At 73.2% G+C, this 18,794-nt stretch carries 12 protein-coding genes; 7 read left to right on the top strand and 5 right to left on the bottom strand.

Annotated elements, in window-relative coordinates:
- Window positions 1-25 precede the first annotated feature (25 nt).
- Window positions 26-949 (bottom strand): permease-like cell division protein FtsX, encoded by a 924-nt coding sequence (gene ftsX / locus OTB20_RS34955; protein ID WP_267823807.1) that lies wholly within the window; start codon window positions 947-949, stop codon window positions 26-28.
- Between the two features lie 17 nt (window positions 950-966).
- The gene (gene ftsE, locus OTB20_RS34950; RefSeq protein WP_267758831.1) at window positions 967-1,656 is read right to left on the bottom strand and encodes a cell division ATP-binding protein FtsE; all 690 of its coding nucleotides are present in this window, start codon (window positions 1,654-1,656) and stop codon (window positions 967-969) included.
- Between the two features lie 223 nt (window positions 1,657-1,879).
- Between ftsE and OTB20_RS34945 the strand changes: the two genes are divergently transcribed.
- Complete coding sequence (locus OTB20_RS34945) at window positions 1,880-2,074, top strand: hypothetical protein (protein ID WP_267758832.1); 195 nt, start codon at window positions 1,880-1,882, stop codon at window positions 2,072-2,074.
- A gap of 149 nt (window positions 2,075-2,223) precedes the next feature.
- Here OTB20_RS34945 and prfB read toward each other — a convergent pair whose 3' ends face one another.
- On the bottom strand, window positions 2,224-3,333 hold the full coding sequence (prfB, locus tag OTB20_RS34940) for a peptide chain release factor 2 (RefSeq protein ID WP_267758833.1): 1,110 nt from the start codon (window positions 3,331-3,333) through the stop codon (window positions 2,224-2,226).
- Window positions 3,334-3,646: 313 nt separating this feature from the next.
- Here prfB and OTB20_RS34935 point away from each other — a divergent pair, with 313 nt between their 5' ends.
- Window positions 3,647-4,744, top strand: coding sequence for an isopenicillin N synthase family dioxygenase (locus OTB20_RS34935; RefSeq protein ID WP_267823805.1), 1,098 nt, complete (start codon window positions 3,647-3,649; stop codon window positions 4,742-4,744).
- A 260-nt stretch (window positions 4,745-5,004) separates the two neighbouring features.
- Here the strand turns inward: OTB20_RS34935 and OTB20_RS34930 are convergent, their stop codons facing one another.
- Together OTB20_RS34930 and OTB20_RS34925 are read right to left on the bottom strand one after the other, a co-directional pair.
- Entirely contained in the window at window positions 5,005-6,252 is a 1,248-nt protein-coding gene (locus tag OTB20_RS34930) for a serine/threonine-protein kinase (RefSeq protein WP_267823803.1), read from the bottom strand.
- 194 nt (window positions 6,253-6,446) lie between these two features.
- The gene (locus OTB20_RS34925; protein ID WP_267823801.1) at window positions 6,447-8,219 is read right to left on the bottom strand and encodes a serine/threonine-protein kinase; all 1,773 of its coding nucleotides are present in this window, start codon (window positions 8,217-8,219) and stop codon (window positions 6,447-6,449) included.
- Window positions 8,220-8,703: 484 nt separating this feature from the next.
- On the opposite strand from OTB20_RS34925, the gene OTB20_RS34920 reads away from it, so the two are divergent.
- The 5 genes from OTB20_RS34920 to OTB20_RS34900 form a co-directional block, all read left to right on the top strand.
- Window positions 8,704-12,615 carry an FHA domain-containing protein gene (locus OTB20_RS34920; protein WP_267823799.1) on the top strand — a complete coding sequence of 1,304 codons (3,912 nt, stop codon included), beginning with the start codon at window positions 8,704-8,706 and terminating at the stop codon, window positions 12,613-12,615.
- A gap of 115 nt (window positions 12,616-12,730) precedes the next feature.
- On the top strand, window positions 12,731-14,110 hold the full coding sequence (locus tag OTB20_RS34915) for an ABC transporter substrate-binding protein (RefSeq protein ID WP_267823797.1): 1,380 nt from the start codon (window positions 12,731-12,733) through the stop codon (window positions 14,108-14,110).
- Window positions 14,111-14,114: 4 nt separating this feature from the next.
- The gene (locus OTB20_RS34910; RefSeq protein WP_420716544.1) at window positions 14,115-15,521 is read left to right on the top strand and encodes a carbohydrate ABC transporter permease; all 1,407 of its coding nucleotides are present in this window, start codon (window positions 14,115-14,117) and stop codon (window positions 15,519-15,521) included.
- Complete coding sequence (locus OTB20_RS34905; RefSeq protein WP_267823796.1) at window positions 15,518-16,441, top strand: carbohydrate ABC transporter permease; 924 nt, start codon at window positions 15,518-15,520, stop codon at window positions 16,439-16,441. The genes OTB20_RS34910 and OTB20_RS34905 overlap by 4 nt, the downstream gene beginning before the upstream one ends.
- Before the next feature lie 129 nt (window positions 16,442-16,570).
- On the top strand, window positions 16,571-18,794 hold a 2,224-nt coding region (locus tag OTB20_RS34900; RefSeq protein WP_267823794.1), incomplete at its 3' end, for a bifunctional glycosyltransferase/CDP-glycerol:glycerophosphate glycerophosphotransferase.

Genomic DNA, 18,794 nt, shown 5'->3' with positions numbered 1-18,794 from the left:
GGCCGTACCGCTCACGGGGCGCTCGTCACACCTTCAGGTACTTGCGCAACGCGACGAAGGCGGCCAGTGAGGGCATCAGCAGACCGATGACCAGCACCAGCGGCAGCTTGGTCAGGACCGAGTCCCAGCCGATGAAGTTGATGAGCTCCATCTTGTCGCGCAGCGCGGCGCCGTGGTCGATCACGAAGTACTGGCCGGCGCCGAGCATCCCGCAGGCGAGCAGCGCGCCGATCAGGCCGGCGAAGGCCGCCTCCATGATGAACGGCACCTGGATGTAGAAGCTGGATGCGCCCACCAAGCGCATGATCCCGGTTTCGCGCCGACGGCTGAAGGCCGAGACGCGCACCGTGTTGACGATCAGCAGCAGCGCCACGACCAGCATGATCAGCATGATGCCGAGAGCGGCGATGTTGAGGTAGCCGAGGAGTCTGAAGAGGTTGTCCAGCACGGTGCGCTGGTCCTCGACCGACTGGACTCCGTCGCGTCCGGAGAAGGAGGTCGTGATGACCTTGTACTTCTCCGGCTGCTTGAGCTTCACCCGGAAGGACTCGGGCATCTGGTCTGGGGTGATGGAGGCGGCCAGGGCGGTGTGCCCGAACTGCTCCTTGTAGTGCTTGAAGGCCTCGTCGGAGGACTCGTACGTGACGTTCTCGACGAGGTCCATGCCCTTGAGCTCGGCCTCCAGGGCCTTCTTCTGCTCCGGGGTCACCGCCCCCTTGGAGCAGGAGGCCCCGTTGGTCGCCTCGGCGTCGCTCTTGTTGCAGAGGTAGATCGAGACGTTGACCTTGTCGTACCAGTACCCCTTCATCTTGCTCACCTGGTCGCGCATGAGCAGGGAGCCGCCGAAGAGGGCCAGCGACAGGGATACGGAGATGATGACCGCGAAGGTCATGGTCAGATTGCGGCGGAGACCGACCCCGATCTCCGACATGACGAACTGGGCGCGCATCGCGTCTCAGGAGCCTTTCAGTGCTGGTAGCCGTAGACGCCGCGCGACTGGTCGCGGACGAGACGGCCCAGCTCGAGTTCGATGACGCGCTTGCGCATCTGGTCGACGATCTGCTGGTCGTGGGTCGCCATGATCACGGTGGTGCCGGTCCGGTTGATCCGGTCCAGCAGCTTCATGATCCCGACGGAGGTCTGGGGGTCCAGGTTGCCGGTGGGCTCGTCCGCGATCAGCAGCGCCGGCCGGTTGACGAAGGCACGGGCGATGGCCACGCGCTGCTGCTCACCGCCGGAGAGCTCGCCGGGCATCCGGTCCTCTTTGCCGCCGAGGCCGACGAGCTCCAGAACCTGGGGGACGGCCTTCTTGATCTCGCCGCGCGGTCTGCCGATGACTTCTTGGGCGAAGGCCACGTTGTCGGCCACCGACTTGTTGGGCAGGAGCCGGAAGTCCTGGAAGACGGTCCCCAGCTGGCGCCGCATCTGCGGAACCTTCCAGTTGGAGAGCTTGGCGAGGTCCTTGCCCAGGACGTGCACCTGGCCGTGGCTCGCCCGCTCCTCGCGCAGGATGAGCCGCATGAAGGTGGACTTGCCGGAGCCGGAGGAGCCGACCAGGAAGACGAACTCGCCCTTCGCGATGTCCAGGGAGACATCTCTGAGTGCGGGGCGGCTCTGCTTCGGGTAGGACTTGGAGACGTTGTCGAATCGGATCACGGGTGCACCACGGTCGCCGGGAGTAGGTGTGCGTGACCATACGCGAACAGGCGCGGGGTGTGGACCCGGCGTCCGGAGTTGTCCGATATATCCCGTGGTCCCCGGCGTGCACGACCGCGATTGTCCGGACGGGCCGCGCCTAATGTCCCCGGAGCTGGCACAGTGGTAGGGAACGGAGTCGTGCCCGCTGCCGTTGTACCCGAGGGGACGGAAGGAGGAGCGCATGACATATGACCGGCTCGTGTGCGCGAACTGCGCCGGACCCGTGAACCAGGGCCGCTGCCCGGTATGCCGGGCGAACCGCCAGCGCCTCCAGCAGGAGGGCCCCTTTTCAGGCGGCCTGAACCCGGTGGCGCTCATCGCGCTGCTCGTGATCCTGGTGGCCGCGTTGGCACTGGTGGCTCAGCAGACGGCGTAGCTCCTCAGCCGCCACGTCCCGATCACAAGCGCGTCCAGATCAGGCCCACGGCCCGATCGCGAGCACAGCGGAAGGGCCCGGACACCTGCGAGGTGTCCGGGCCCTTCCCATGCTCTGTTCCGTACTCTGCCGCGTGCTCGCGCCGCTGCCTACGCGGTCTGCTCCTGCTGCTTGCGCCAGCGGATCCCGGCCTCCAGGAAGCCGTCGATCTCGCCGTCGAGCACCGCCTGCGGGTTGCCGACCTCGAACTCCGTCCGGAGGTCCTTGACCATCTGGTACGGGTGCAGGACGTAGGACCGCATCTGGTTGCCCCAGGAGCTTCCGCCGTCCTTGAGGGCGTCCATCCTGTCCTTCTCCTCCTGGCGGCGCCGCTCGAGCAGCTTGGCCTGGAGGACGTTCATCGCGCTGGCCTTGTTCTGGATCTGCGAGCGCTCGTTCTGGCAGGAGACCACGATGCCGGTCGGCAGGTGCGTGATGCGCACCGCGGAGTCGGTGGTGTTGACGCCCTGGCCGCCGGGGCCGGAAGCGCGGTACACGTCGATGCGCAGTTCGCCCTCGTCGATCTCGACGTGGTCGCTGGACTCGACGACCGGCAGCACCTCGACGCCCGCGAAGGAGGTCTGGCGGCGGCCCTGGTTGTCGAAGGGCGAGATCCGGACGAGCCGGTGGGTGCCCTGCTCGACGGAGAGGGTGCCGTAGGCGTACGGGGCCTTGACCACGAAGGTGGTCGACTTGATGCCGGCCTCTTCCGCGTACGAGGTCTCGTAGATCTCGGTCGGGTAGCCGTGGCGCTCGGCCCAGCGCAGGTACATGCGCTGCAGGCGCTCGGCGAAGTCGGAGGCGTCCACGCCGCCGGCCTCGGCACGGATGTTGACCAGCGCCTCGCGCTCGGCGTACTCGCCGGAGAGCAGGGTGCGGACCTCCATCTCGTCCAGCGCCTTGCGTACGGAGACCAGCTCGGTCTCCGCCTCGGCGAGGGTGTCCGCGTCGTCCATCTCCTGGGCGAGCTCGAACAGCACCGAGAGGTCGTCGATGCGCCCGCGCAGGTGCTCGGTCTTGCGAACCTCGGCCTGGAGGTGCGAAAGCTTGCTCGTGATCTTCTGGGCGGCGTCCGGGTCGTCCCACAGGGACGGCGCGGCTGCCTGCTCCTCGAGCACGGCGATATCGGCCCTCAGCTTGTCGAGGTCCAGGACGGCCTCGATCGACCCCATGGTCGAGGAGAGGGACTTCAGCTCTTCGGAAACATCGACGACTGCCACGGGTCCAGCGTAGCCGGTCCCCGGGGGACGCTCTCCGGCCAGGCCGAATCACCCGTACTGAGGTCGGGTCGCACGGGCGTACGCTCACGATATGACCGTCTTCCTCGTCAAGCGCCGCCATGTGGACCACATGCGTGTCACGACGACGAGCTGTCTGCCGCCGGACCATCCCCAAGCCTGATCCACCCCGATCCGACTTGGTCCTGTACGCGGCCTCGCGGTCCCGGCGCCAACCCTGCCGGCGGCCCTCCCCCAGCCGCGGCCCCCGCCACCCCTGGGGACAGGACCCCGTGACATCCGAAACGGAGCCGTCATGCCGTCCGCGCACCCCTCTCCTTCCGCTTCCACCACTGCCACGCCCCCTCCAGCCCCTTCCTCTCCTCCTGCTCCTGCGCCTTCCCCGGCCCCTTCTCCCGCGGCCCCCTCCCTCCCGGTCCTGGACCTCTCCCAGGCCGACGACCCGGCGCTGCGCGACTCCTTCCGCAAGGAACTGCACGCGGCCGCCCGGGACAGCGGATTCCTGCACCTCACCGGGCACGGGATCACGGCGGCCGAGACCTCCCGCATCCTGGAACTGACCAGGGCGTTCTTCGCCCTCCCGGAAGCGGACCGGCTGGCCGTGAGCAATCTGAGCTCACCGCACTTCCGGGGCTACACCCGCATCGGGCACGAGCTGACCGGCGGCGCCTCCGACTGGCGCGACCAGCTCGACGTGGGCGCGGAGCGGCCGGCGCCGGCGGTCGGGCCGGACGACCCGGCGTACCTGTGGCTGGAGGGCCCGAACCAGTGGCCCGCGGCGCTGCCGGAACTGCGGGACGTGGTGCTGGAGTGGCAGTCCCGGCTGGCGGCGGTGGCCCACCGCCTGCTCCAGGAGCTGCTCACCTCGATCGGCGCCCCGGCGGACTTCTTCGACGCGGCCTTCGCGGACCGGCCCCACCTGCACACGAAGCTGATCCGCTACCCGGGAGCCGCCCCGACGGGCGCCGACCAGGGGGTCGGGGCCCACAAGGACTACGGCTTCCTCACCCTGCTCCTCCAGGACGCGGTGGGCGGTCTCCAAGTGGTCCGGGACGGGGCCTTCCTGGACGTCCCCCCGCTGCCGGGAGCCTTCGTGGTCAACCTGGGCGAACTGCTGGAGATCGCGACCGAGGGGTACCTGACGGCGACGGACCACCGCGTGGTGAGCCCGGCGGGGGGTGTGGAGCGGTTCTCGGTGCCGTTCTTCTACAACCCGCGCCTCGACGCCGTCATAGAGACGGTTCCGGGCGGCTACCTGGACTCGGCGCCGGGCCTCGCACACGACGCGTCGAACCCGCTGCACGCGGAGTACGGCCGCAACGAACTGAAGGGCTGGGTCCGCGCCCACCCCGCGGTGGCGCGGCGCTGGCATCCGGAACTGACGGGCGCGTAGCCCCCGGCGGGCCATTGACAGCCCCGCCGGTGTTTGAGGGGCGGCTCGTTTCAGCCCGTCCGGCGTCCGAGGCGCGGGCTCTGGGGTGGGGCTGTTCAGCCCGTCCGGCGTTTGAGGACCGGGGTCGGGGGCGGAGCCCCGGGGTCGTTTCAGCCCGTCCGGCGTTTGAGGACCGGGGTCGGGCAGCGCCCGGGGAACGGTCGAAGGGAGGGTAGGGGACAGCCCCGGAGGGCGGACCGGGGTCGGCGCGGGCGCGGGGGCTACGGGGCCGTCGACCCCGACTGCTTGCTGTCCTGGGGCGGCGGCGCCGAGTCGGAGGAGACGGCCAGCCACCCCCCGACACCCACCGCGGCGGCCAGCGCAACGGCGGCGGCCGACAACGCCAGCCTCCGCTTGCGCACGGTCTCCGCCCGGTGCCGCGCGGACCCCGGCCGATGCCCACCCGCAGGGCGCGGAACCCGGGCGGTCCCGAGCGCGCCCCCCGCGAGCTCGTCCGGCCCCGGCACCCGCATCGAGGTGTGGGTGTCCCGGTTGGAGTCCGTGGAGGACCCCGGCACCAGCGGAACCACACCCCGCCGCCGCACCGGATCCGCGACCGTCTCCGGTTCCACGAACTCCGCCGGCTCCGGCTCGTCCGGCTCGTCCACGTCCAGCGGCGGCATGCCCACCAGCAGCGGCAGCAGGTCCCGCAGCCGCAGGGAGAGCTCCGAGGCCCGCAGCCGCGAAGCGGGGGCCTTCGCCAGGCACTGGACCATCAGCTGCCACAGCTCGTCGGGGATGCCGGGCAGCGGGACGACGGTTTCCGTCACGTGCCGCCGCAGCACCGCACCGGGGTGCCCGCCGCCGAACGGCGTGAAACCGGCGAGGAGTTCGTACAGCACGGTGGCCAGCGCGTAGATGTCCACCGCCGCGCGCGGGGGCAGCCCCTCCACGATCTCCGGCGCCAGATAGTCGGGCGTTCCGATGATCCGGGTGGTGGGGGCCGAGGCCCGTCCGCCGGTGGCCCGCCGCGGCGAGTCGATGAGCTTGGCCACGCCGAAGTCGGTGAGCAGCGCCGGATGGGCGCCGCCCGGGCCGAGTGGGCCCTGCATGTCGAGGAGGACGTTCTCCGGCTTCACGTCCCGGTGTACGACCCCGGCCGCGTGCGCGGCGGCGAGCGCGTCGGCGACGTCCGCGACGATGGCGACGGCCGCCTCGGGGGCGAGCCGCCGCTCGCGGTCGAGGCGCGTACGCAGGTCCGTACCGCGGACCAGGTCCATGACGAGGGCGAGGTCGTTGCCGTCCACGACGAGGTCGCGGACGCAGACGACGTGCGGGTGCTCCAGGCCCAGCAGCGCGCTGCGCTCCTGGACGAACCGTCCGACGAGTTCCTGGTCGGACGCGAGGTCCTCGCGCAGCAGTTTGACGGCGACGGGGCCGTCAGGCCCCTCGCCCAGCCATACCGTGCCCGCGCTGCCGCGCCCCAGGATCTGATGCGCGGTGTACCGGCTGCCGATCTTCCGTGCCACAACTGCTCCCTCAGCGGCTGGCGTAAGCACCAAAGCTACGCGGCCGGGTGGGGGTTGGGGTCCACGGATCGCGGCGACCTTCACTTCTGCGGGCGAAATCACGCCCTGGAAGTCGACAAATCCACGAAGTCACCGGTACGAGGCCCGGTTCGGGCGGATTGCGCCGGTACAGCGCGCTCGGGGACGGGGAGGGCTCAGGAGCCCGTCCCGCCCGTGCTGTCGCCGATCGCGCCGACCCAGTCCACGACGTCCGTGCCCCAGGTCCACACCTGGTCCCACCAGCCCCGGCCGGTGCCGACCCACTCCTGGAGCGGGGTCAGTTCCCAGACCAGCCAGCCCGCGACGAAGAACACGAGGATCATCACGAGACAGCCCTTGAGGCAGCCCAGACCCGGGATCTTCACCGGGTTCGCGCTGCGGCGCGGCTCGCGGGGCTCCCGCCGTTCCGGTTGCTGACGCGGCGGCGGCCCCTGAGGGGGCTGCTGCTGGGGCTGGCGGTACTGGGGCTGCCCCTGCGGCTGCTGGTACTGCTGGGGGTGCTGCTGCTGCGGCTGATAGTGCTGCGGCGGGGGCTGCGGCGCGTACTGCTGCTGCGGGTACTGCTGAGGCTGCTGGTACTGCTGCGGCGGCGGGGCCTGCCGGTACGGCTGCTGCTGCTGCGGAGGCTGCTGGGGTCGCTGCGGCTGCCGCTGGGGCCGCTGCGGCTGCTGGTGCTGCTGCTGGGGCGGCGGTCCCTGGCGCTGCGGCCGGCGGCGCAGCGGATCCTCGCTCGGGTCCAGGTACTGCATCTGCGTCTGCTCGTTGCGGTCGCGGGCCGCCCGCATCTGCGACTGCCACGGGTGCGGCTGGTCCGGCCGCTGCACGGGCGGCATCACGGAGGTCGGATCGGCCCCGGGGGCCCCCGTGCTCGGCAGCACGGACGTGGCGTCGGCCGCGCCGACCGGCGGCATCACGCTGGTCATGGCGCTGGGGTCGTAAGCCCCCAGCGGGGAGGCACTGCCGGACAGCATCTGCGTCGCGTCCGCGGCGCCCGGGGTCTCGGGCACCGGCGCGGGCGAGGGGTCGGGCGCGAGGAGCGCACCGACTCCGAGGGCGGCCTCGACCTGGGCGCCCGTGGAGTGCACGCCGATGCCGGAGGCGACGACGCGCAGGCCGCGCGCCAGGCTCTCCGCGCTCGGACGCTCGCCCGGCTCCTTGCGCATGCAGCGCTCGATGACCGTCCACAGCGGCTCGGGCACGTTCGGCGGGCGCTGCGGCTCCTCGCTGAGGTGGCGGTGCAGGACTTCCAGCGCGCTGCCGCCGGCGAAGGGCGGCCGTCCGGTGAGGAGCTCGTAGAGCAGGATGCCGGCGCCGTAGATGTCGACGGCGGAGGTCTGCGGGCGGCCCTCGGCGGACTCGGGGGCGACGTAGGCCGGGGTGCCGACGAACTCGTGCGTGCGCGTCAGGCCCGGGGAGTCGGCCAGGCGCGCGATGCCGAAGTCGGTGAGCATCGGCTTCATCTGGCCGTCGCGCTCGTCGAGAAGGACATTGGCGGGCTTCAGGTCCCGGTGGACCACGCCGTCGGCGTGGCTGGCGGCGAGCGCGTCCGCGATCTGAGCGGTCAGCAGGCTCGCGGCGACCGGGGTGAAGGGGCCGTTCGCGCGGAGGTACTTGTGCAGGTCGGGACCGTCGATGAGGTCCATGACGAGCGCGAGCAGATCGCCCTCGACGACGAGGTCGCGGGTGCGGACGATGTTGGGGTGGGTCAGGCGCAACAGGACGGAGCGCTCGCGCAGGAAGCGCATGACGATGTCCGCGTCCTGGGCCAGCTCCTCCTTGAGGACCTTGATGGCCACGGTCTCGCCGGGGTGGCCGGCGACTGCCGCCTCCGCACCGGCGGCCTCCCGCTGGCGAGCGCGCCAGACGGTGCCCGTGGCGCCGCGCCCGAGCGGCTCCTCGAGCAGGTACTTGCTGCCGACTGGCCGCACGTCGCGCGCTCCCTGCTGTCGTCGATTTCGGCGAGTGATCCGCGCTCGATATGCGCTTGGATCCGCGAAATGGTTTTCCGGCCCACTCTAGGGCTTGTCCCGAGGGAAGACGCTGAGTGCGGGAGGTTGGTTGCCGCACATATGCACGAAGAGTGATGTTTCGGGTCTATGCCGGGGGCGATTTTCCCGGCCTTCCTGTCGATATCCGATCGGCCCGCTTGCAGGTCCGGTACCGGTCCGCGACCGATCAAGATCACTTACCGGTGGGTGGCGGGCGTGTTGAGGACGACAGGTGCGAGGATGCACCCGTACGGAACGGCCGGGACGGGAGCCCCGCCTTCCGGGCAGACCTGACCGGACGACGCGTCCGTGCCGGGTGGGGGCGGGCGGACGGGCACCACATGCGGACGCATGGGCGACCGGTCCCGCGGGTCCCTGCCGGGCGCACTCACCGCGCACCGCGCAGAAGGGACCGCTGACGGCGATGCAGATCCGGCTGACCGTCCTTGGGTCGGGGTCGCGCAGCGGCCACCAGACCGCCACCGCGACCGCCTCCGGCGGGAGTGCCGGCGGGGGAGGCGCGCCGGCGAGCTGTGACGTACTCGTCACGGCGCCCGCCGGCACCGCCCTGTCCGCGGTGGCCTCCGGGCTCGCGGCGACCGTGGGCGGACCCGACACCGGGGGCACGGTCGTGCTCTACGCCGGTACAGAGCGTCTGGACCCCTCGCGGTGCGCGCTCGGCGAGCCGCCGCTCGTGGACGGGGCGGTGCTGTCGCTGAACGTGCCCGGCCCCGACGTACGGACGGACGCGGCCGGCGCCGGGATCGGGGACGGGCCGCAGCTGCACGTCGTGGGCGGGCCGGACGCCGGCGGGGTGCACCTGCTGCACCCGGGAGCGATCCGGATCGGGCGCTCCGCCGACGCGGACGTCCCGCTGGACGATCCGGACGTGTCCCGCCTGCACTGCACCGTGACGGTGCTCCCGGACGGGCGCGTGGCGGTGGCCGACCTCGGGTCGACGAACGGTACGACGCTCGACGGCACGGTGGTCGGCGCGGAGCGGGTGGCGCTCGCGCCGGGCGCACTGCTGCGGGTCGGCGAATCCACCCTCCGGCTGGCCGTGGGCCCGACCCCCGCCCCCCTCTCCCTCACCCCGGACCTGGAGGGGCACCTCTGCGTCCCGCTCCCGGGGGCCCAACCCGGCGCGGAGCCCGGACCGTCCGGGGCGTACCCCGGCAAAGCCCGGACCGGCGCTACGCCCGCCTCCGCGGCGGGGGCGCACCCCGCGGGCGGTAAAGCCCGGACCGACCCGACACCCGCCGCCGGGGCGTACGCGGAGGCAGGGGCCCGGACCGGCCCCGCACCCCGTACCGGCGCCGGAGCGTACGCCGAGCCCGGCGGGCACGGCGGGCACGGCGGGCACGGCGGAGCCTGGGCCGACCCGGCGCCCGCCGCCGCCACCGGGGCCCACGCCGAGGCCCGCGGGCACGGCGGGGCCCCGGCCCGGACCGTGCCCGCGGCGCGCCCCGGCGCGGGCCCTGGGCCCCGGGGCGGCCACGCGGCCGAAGCCCCGGGCTCCGTGCCCGGCACGAGGCCCGGGGAGCACCCCGGCGGCGCCTGGGCCGGCTCCGTCCCCGGCGCCCCGAGCGGGGCGTACCCCCACGCGGGCGGGCGGGCACCGCAGGGCCGGGTCCCGCACCCCTCCCCTTCCCCGGACGGCGGCTCCGCCCCGGGCACCGGCACCGGCACCGGACCCGGACCCGCCTCCGGCTCGCCCGAGGCGCACCGGAACGGCAACGCCGGACCGGCCCCCGCCGCCCCAGGCTCCGAGCAGTACACCGGCGGCGGCTGGAGCACGCCCGGCTCCGCCTCCTCGGACGACTGGCCCTACCCCGGGCCCGACCGTGACGGCACCGCCGGCCCCGCCCGCGCCGGCCGGATCGCCAGGCCCGGGCCCAGCACCCCGGGGGCCGGCTACCGCTCCGCCCCCGACCCGGCCGCCCCCGACCGCGCCGCCGCCGGATCCGGGGCCGCCGAATCCGGAGCCTCCGGGTTCGGAGCCTCCGCGCCGGGGCTCGAGCCGTACGGCGGGCCCGGCCGGGCCGCGTCCGGAGTCCGGCCGCACGGCGGATCGGCGCCCGGAGCCAGGGCCGCCGGTCAGTACGGCGACGCCGGACCGGGTGCGCAGCACCGGACCGGGGTCGAGCACCACGGCGAAGGCGGCTGGGGGCAGCCCACCGCGGAGCCCGCCCCCGACCGCTCGCCCGCCCCCGAGATCGAGTCCCGCCGCGGATCGCGCCGCGGCATCGGGGCCTGGGCCCGCAAGTGGGTGCGCGGGCCGGAGGCCGCCGAGGTCGAGGTGGTCACCGAGACCGCGGCCGCCGTCGTCGCCCGGCCCGGATCGGACGATCCCGCGGCCCTTCTCCTCACCGCCCTCGGGCCGGCCCCGCGGCTGTGGGCCGGGCCCGCCGGGCTCGATGTCGCGCTCGGCGCGGGCAGCGAGGTCGCGCTCCGCGAGACCGGTGCGCTCGGCATCGCCGGACCGCGGGCCCGGCTGACCGGTGTGGCCCGCTCCGTCATCGCCCGGCTCGCCGCCCTGCACGCCCCGGGCCAGCGCCTGGAGATCGTGCTGATCTGCGCCGACCGGGCCCGCCCCCTCGCCGAACGCCGCCGTGACTGGGGCTGGCTCGGCTGGCTGCCCCACGTACGCCCGGCGCACGGGCAGGACTGCCGGCTGCTGCTCGCCTACGACCGCGATCAGGCGGCCGCCCGCGCCGGGGAGCTGACCCGGCGGCTCGACGACGGCCCGCTCGGCACGCACTGGGCCGCCGCCGGCCCGGACGCGGTCCGCGAGGCCTCGTACGGCTACCGGGGCCCCTACACCCTGCTCGTCCTCGACGGGGACCCCGGCCCCGGGGCGCTCAGGGACATCACCAGCCGGCTGGCCTCGCACGGCCCGGCCGCCGGGATCCACGTGCTGGCCCTCGCGGAGGCGCCGGCCGCGACACCCGCCTCGCCCGTCGCCGAGACCTACGAGGCGGCCTGCGCGGCCACCCCCGCCTTCCGGGACTGCGGGGCCGCCGCCCTGCTCAGCGGCGATGTGGCCACGACCGTACGGACCTTCGCGGTCTCGGGCGGCAGACCGGCCGCGTCCGGTGGGACGGCCACGGCGGACGCCGTATCAGCGGCCTGGGCGGAGCGGTTCGCCCGCGCCCTGGCTCCCCTCAAGCCCGACTCCCCCGCCACCGAGGGCGGTTACCGGCCGGCCGCCGCCAGCCTGCCCCAGACCTCCAGACTGCTCGACGAGTTGGGGCTGGCCCGGGCCACCCCGGCTTCACTGATGGCCCGTTGGGCGGCTGCCACCGACCAGGGACAGCACCTCGGCGGCCTCGCGGAGATCGTGCTGGGCAACGGCCGGCGCGGGCCGGTGGGCGCCGAACTGGTCACCGACGGGCCGCACATGCTGATCGAGGGGCCCGCCGGCAGCGGCCGTACGGAACTGCTCCGTTCCGTCGCGGCCTCCCTGTCGGCCGCCGCCCGGCCCGACCGGCTCGGCCTGGTCCTGCTCGACGGGGCCGGCGGCGAACGCGGCGACGGCCTGCTGCCCTGCACGGAGCTGCCGCACGTCTCTGCGCACCTGGTGGCCTCGGACCCGCTGCGGATGCGGGAGTTCGCGCAGGCTCTGGGCGCCGAGCTCAAGCGGCGGGCCGAGTTCCTGGACGGCGCGGCGTTCTCCGAGTGGCACGCGCTGCACGAGGTCTCCGACCGGATGGTCTCGCCCCGTCAGCCCACCCCCGGCGAGCTGCGCGGCGACCTCGAACCCCAGCGTTCCGGCACCCTGCGGCTGCGCTCCTCGGCCACCCGTACCGACCCGGCGGCCGGGCCCAGCCCGCTGCCCCGGCTGGTCGTGCTGGTGGACGACTTCGACGCACTGGTCGCACCGGGTCTGGGCAGCACGGGCCGGCCCGCCGCCGGTTCGGTGGTCCGCGCACTGGAGGCGGTGGCCCGCGAAGGGGCCCGGCTCGGTGTGCACCTGGTGGCCACCAGCGCCCGCCCGGAACGGACGGCCGACACCGAGCTGGCCCGGCTCACGACCCTGCGCGTAGAACTCGACGCCCCCGACCAGCCGGGCCCCGGCCGGGGGGTGCTCCGGTACGCCGACGGGCGCACGGTCGCCTTCCAGGGCGGCCGGGTCACCGGCCGGATCCCCCGGACGGCGACCTTGAGGCCGACTGTCATCCCGGTGGAGTGGGAGCGGATGGGCGATCCGCCGGCCCGGCGCCCGGTCCGTGAGCTGGGCAACGGCCCGACGGACCTGGCGCTGCTGGCCAGCGCCCTGGACCGGGCCTCGCACCTGGTCTCGGCCGTACCGGTGCTCTTTCCACCTGCCCCCTGAGCGGTCTTCCGCGCACCCCCGGACACCGCGAGGCGGTATTGCGGGGGTGCGCGGGGCGGCGTAGACCTTGTGGCACGGGACACACCATCGCCAGCGAGGCACCGGGGGCAGCGCCATGCGCACGTACGGATCGAGCCACACGACATTCCTTAAACCGCACCGCACTTGGGCCGCTCTGGCCGTCGTCGGCGCGCTCGCGCTCAGTGCGTGCGGCAGCGACGGCGAGAAGTCCCCGAGTGGCACGGACGGCCCCGACGCCTCGGCGGGGCCCGCCGTCGCATTGCCCCGACTCGACGGGGAGAAGCTGGAAGTCGCCGCCGTCTGGACGGGCGCGGAGCAGGAGAACTTCGTCAAGGTCCTGAAGGAGTTCGAGCGGCGGACGGGCGCCACGGTCACCTTCGTGCCGGCGCAGGACCCGATCGTCACCTTCCTCGGCTCGAAGATCGCGGGCGGCGCCCCGCCGGACGTGGCGCTGCTCCCTCAGGTCGGGGCGCTGGTCTCGGCGGTCAAGAACAAGTGGGCTCAGCCGGTCGGCGCCGACGCGCAGGCCCAGCTCGACAAGAACTACTCGAACGGCTGGAAGACACTGGGCGCGGTCGACGGCACCCAGTACGGCGTGTATTACAAGGCCGCCAACAAGTCGCTGATCTGGTACAACGCGAAGGCCTTCGAGGCGGCGGGCGTACGACCCCCGGCGACCTGGAAGGAACTGATCACGGCGGCAGACACCCTGTCCGCGTCGGGTACCCCCGCGGTTTCGGTGGCCGGGGCCGACGGCTGGACCCTGACCGACTGGTTCGAGAACGTCTACCTCTCGCAGGCGGGCCCGGAGAAGTACGACCAGTTGGCCAAGCACCAGATCAAGTGGACGGACGACAGCGTGAAGCAGGCGCTGACCTCGCTGGCCGAGCTGTTCGGCCGCAAGGACTTCCTGGCGGGCGGCCAGAGCGGGGCGCTGGCGACCGAGTTCCCGAAGTCGGTGACGCAGACCTTCACCGGCGGGGACCGGCCGGCGGCCGCGATGGTCTACGAGGGCGACTTCGTGGCGGTGAACATCGCGCAGACCCAGGCGAAGGTGGGCACGGACGCGCTGGTCTTCCCCTTCCCGGCGGTCGGCGCCAAGGCCCCGGTGGTCTCGGGCGGGGACGTGGCGGTGGCGCTGAAGGCTTCCAAGGGCGCACAGGCGCTGCTGACGTTCCTGGCCTCGGCCGACTCGGCGCGGATCCAGGCCAAGGAGGGCGGTTTCCTCTCCCCGAACAAGTCGGTCGAGCCGGCCGCGTACCCGAACGACATCCAGCGAGGCATCGCCCAGGCCCTGATCGCGGCGGGCGACGACTTCCGCTTCGACATGTCGGACCAGGCTCCGGCGGCCTTCGGCGGAACCCCGGGCGCGGGCGAATGGAAGGCGCTCCAGGACTTCCTGGCGAACCCGTCGGACGTGGCGGGGACCCAGGCGAGGCTGGAGGCGGACGCGGCCAAGGCCTACGGGAACTGATCCCGTGGCCCGCGCCGATCGCGAGAGCGTCTCCACCTCCACCTCCACCTCCGCTCCCTCTCCCGCTCCCTCTCCCGCTGCCAGGCCGGCCGGCGGTCGCCTCCGCGCCCGCACGGCCAGGCCGGCCGGGGCCGGGCGCCGCCGGCTGACCGCCGCGGCGTTCCTGCTCCCCGCCCTCGTCCTGCTCGGGGCGCTCGTCGTGCATCCCATCGGCTACTCGCTCTACCGCAGCTTCTTCGACCGCACCGGCGAGGAGTTCGTGGGCGCCGGGAACTACCGGGAGATCCTGAACGACGACACGATCCGCACCGCCCTGGGAAACACCGCGCTCTGGGTGGTGCTGGCCCCGGTCACCGCCACCGCACTCGGCCTGCTCTTCGCCGTGCTGACCGAACGGGTGCGCTGGGGAACGGCGTTCAAATTGATCGTCTTCATGCCGATGGCCATCTCGATGCTCGCCGCGGGCATCATCTTCCGGCTCGTCTACGACGCCGACCCCGACCGGGGCGTGGCCAACGCCGTCTGGGTCGGCGTCCACGACACCTTCGCCGAGTCCTCCGCCTTCCCCAAGGCCCGCCCGGGCCGGGACTCCCCGCTGGTCCCGGCGGACGGGGGCGCGTACCTGACCCGCGATCCGGTACGGGCGGGCGTGCCCGCGCAGCTGCCGCTGGTCGGTATCGCCCCGGAGGCCCTGCCCGCGGGGACGCGTACGGCGCAGGCCGCGGGCGCCGAGCCCGGGAAGGTCACCGGCACCGCCTGGCAGGACTTCACCCGGGGCGGGGGCGGTACGACGAACACGGTCGACGCCACCGAGTCCGCGCTCGCCGGGCTGCGGGTCGAGGCGGTCAAGGACGGCCGGGTGGTCGACTCGGCGAAAACCCGTGCCGACGGCACCTTCACCCTGTCCGCCGCGGCCGACGGCGCAATGCTGCGGCTGCCCGCCTCGAACTTCCGGGAGGCGTACTCGGGGGTGGAGTGGCTCGGCCCGACGCTGGTGACCCCGGCGGTGATCGGGGCCTACGTCTGGATGTGGGCCGGGTTCGCGATGGTGCTGATCGGGGCCGGGCTGGCCGCCGTACCGCGCGAGCTGCTGGAGGCGGCGCGGGTGGACGGGGCGAGCGAGTGGCAGGTGCTGCGGCGGATCACGGTGCCGCTGCTGGCGCCCGTGCTGGCCGTCGTCCTGGTCACCCTCGTCATCAACGTCATGAAGGTCTTCGACCTCGTCTACGTGATCGCGCCGGGCGCGGTGCAGGACGACGCCAACGTGCTGGCGCTCCAGCTGTACCGGACCTCCTTCGGCACGGACGCCGATCCGGGTCTGGGCAGCGCCATCGCGGTGCTGCTGCTGGTGCTGGTCGTTCCCGTCATGGCCTACAACATCCGCCGGATGCGCCGGGAGGCCCGCCGATGAGCCCACTGCCGCGTACCCCGTCCGCCACCCGCTCCGATACCCGTACCGGTTCCGGGACGCCGTCCCGTACGGCGCCGACCGCCCGGTCCCTCGCCTCACGGGCGGCCGGCGGGGCGCTGCGCGTCTTCCTGGTCCTGGCGGGCCTGTTCTGGCTGCTGCCCACGCTCGGGCTGCTGATCTCCTCGTTCCTGTCCCCCACCGCGCTGAACGAGGGCGGCTGGTGGCGGGCGCTGACGGAGCCATCCCGGCTGACGGCCGCCAACTACGAGCGGCTGCTGGCCAACGAGACCGTTACGGGCTCGCTGATCGACACGGCGGCCATCGCCGTCCCGGCGACCCTGCTCGTCCTCGCGCTGGGGGCGTTCGCCGGATACGCCTTCGCCTGGCTGGAGTTCCCCGGCCGGGACTGGCTGTTCCTGATCGTGGTCGGGCTGCTCGTCGTACCCGTCCAGGTGGCACTCATCCCGGTCTCCGAACTCTTCGGCTCCATCGGCCTGTTCGAGACCACGGCGGGCGTGGTCCTCTTCCACACCGCCTTCGGGCTGCCGTTCGCCGTGTTCCTGCTGCGCAACTTCTTCGCGGAGATCCCGCGCGAGCTGCTGGAGGCGGCCCGCCTCGACGGGGCGGGCGAACTGCGGCTGTTCACCCGGGTGGTGCTGCCGCTGGGCGGTCCGGCGATCGCCTCGCTCGGCATCTTCCAGTTCCTGTGGGTGTGGAACGACATGCTGGTCGCACTGGTCTTCGCGGACTCGGCGCACCCGCCCGTCACGGTCGCACTCCAGCAGCAGGTACGGCAGTTCGGGAACAACATCGACGTGCTGGCGCCCGGCGCCTTCCTGTCGATGGTGGTGCCGCTCGTCGTGTTCTTCGCCTTCCAGCGGCAGTTCGTCTCGGGGGTGATGGCGGGAGCGATCAAGTAATCCGCTTCTGATCATGCTGTTGACGTGCCGGGTTGACGCTGCGTAACCCGAATGCCGCACCCCGCGTAACCCGATCACCACGCCGGGGGTTCCTGGGCAATATTGCCCGCGCCGACCCCTGGATGTGCCGTGCCCCGGTTCAGCGTCATCGTGCCCGCGTACAAGGTCCAGGCCTACCTCCAGGAGAGTCTGGACTCGGTCCTGACCCAGTCGTACCCGGACCTCGAACTGATCGTGGTCGACGACGCCTCCCCGGACGCCTGCGGTTCGATCATCGACGACTACGCCGCCCGCGACCCCCGGGTCACCGCCGTGCACCTGGCGCACAACCTCGGCCTGGGGCCGGCCCGCAACGCGGGCCTGTCCCGGGCGACCGGCGACTATCTGATCTTCCTCGACGGCGACGACACCCTCGCCCCGGGCGCCCTGCAGGCCGTCACCGACCGGCTGAAGGCCACCGGCTCCCCGGACGTCCTCGTCTACGACTACGCGCGCACCTACTGGACCGGCGAGCTGGTCCGCAACAGCCTCTCCCACCGCCTCTGCGAAGAGGGCCCGGCCAGCTTCCGCCTCGCCGACCGGCCCGCCCTCCTCGGCATGCTGATGGTGGTGTGGAACAAGGCCTACCGCCGCGAATACGTGGAGCGCGAGGGCCTCGCCTTCCCGCCCGGCTTCTACGAGGACACCCCCTGGACCTACCCCGCCCTGCTGGCGGCGGAGTCCGTGGCCGTCCTGGACCGGGTCTGCGTGCACTACCGCCAGCGCCGCACGGGCTCGATCCTGACCACGTCCACCCGCCGCCACCTCGACATCTTCGACCAGTACGACCGCGTCTTCGGCTACCTCGCCACCCGCCCCGAGCTGGAGCGCTGGCGGCCCGCCGTGCACCGGCGGATGGCCGAGCACTTCTGCGCCCTGTACGCGGACCCGCGCCGGCTCCCGCGCGCCGCCCGGGCCGAGTTCTTCACCCGGGCCTCGGCCCTGCTGCGCCGCTACCGGGTGCCGGGACTCCGGCCGCTGTCCCTGAGCCGGACGGACCGGACCCGCCACCTCCTGATGCGGCTGGGCACGAGGCGCGCGTACCGCCTGCTGTCCCTGCTCCGCTCGGCCTCGCTCACGGCGGGCCGCGCCGGGGCCGTCCTGGGGCGGGGCCTGCGCGAAACCGCCCTGCGCCTGCACTACCGCACGCAGCGCCTGCTCCCGCTCCGCCCGGAGCTGGCGGTCTTCTCCGCGTACTGGCACGGCGGTTACTCCTGCAACCCGGCGGCGATCGAGGCCAAGCTGCGCGAACTCGCCCCGCGCATGCGGACGGCATGGATCTGCGACCCGGCGCACGCCTCGACCCTGCCCCGCGAAACCACCGCGCTCCGGCCGGGTTCGGCGGCGTACTGGACGGCCCTGGCCCGCGCCACCTACCTCGTCACCAACGTCAACTTCGACCGTGCCCTGGTCAAGCGCCCCGGCCAGATCCTCGTCCAGACGCAGCACGGCACCCCGCTCAAGCGGGTCGGCCTCGACCTCCAGGACCGCCCGGCGGCCACCCCCACGGCGGACTTCGCCGGCCTTCTGCGAGGCGCGGACCAGTGGGACTACCTGCTCTCCTCGAACCGCCACTCCACCCTCGTCTGGGAGAAGGCGGTCCCCTCCTCGTACACCACGCTCGAATACGGCTACCCGCGCAACGACGTGTTCCACCGGGCCACCCAGGCCGACGTCCTGGAGCTGCGCGAACGCCTCGGCATCCCGCCGGGCTCCACGGCGATCCTGTACGCGCCGACCCACCGCGACTACCGGCGCAGCCGTCCCGCGCACCTGGACTTCGACCGGATCCTGCGCGACCTGGGCCCGCGCTACACGATCCTGACCCGCACCCACCTCACCTACGCGGGCTCCCCCTCCCCCGAACCGCACCCCCGCCTGCTGGACGTCTCCGCCCACCCCTCGGTGGAGGAACTCTGCCTGGCCTCGGACGCGTTGGTGACGGACTACTCGTCCCTCATGTTCGACTACGCGTCCCTGGACCGCCCGATCGTGATCCACGCGGACGACTGGGAGGCGTACGAGGCCTCCCGCGGCACGTACTTCGACCTCCGCGGCTTCCCCCCGGGGGCGATCGCCCGCACCGAGGACGAGCTGGTGGACATCTTCGCCACGGGCCACTGGCAGGGCTCGCGTTCGGCGCAGCTCCGCGCGTCCTTCCGGACCCGCTTCTGCACCCACGACGACGGCCAGGCGGCGGAACGCGTGGTCCGCCGCGTCTTCCTGAGCCAGCCGACCACCCCCGTAATCCCCCCGGAAGACCGCCGCCCCACCCCACCCGCCCCCTCGGCCACCCCAGAACCCACCCACCACC

Source organism: Streptomyces sp. H27-H1, from assembly GCF_026627445.1.
In the GTDB taxonomy this organism is placed as follows: domain Bacteria; phylum Actinomycetota; class Actinomycetes; order Streptomycetales; family Streptomycetaceae; genus Streptomyces.
This window is presented reverse-complemented; position numbering and strand designations above follow the sequence as displayed.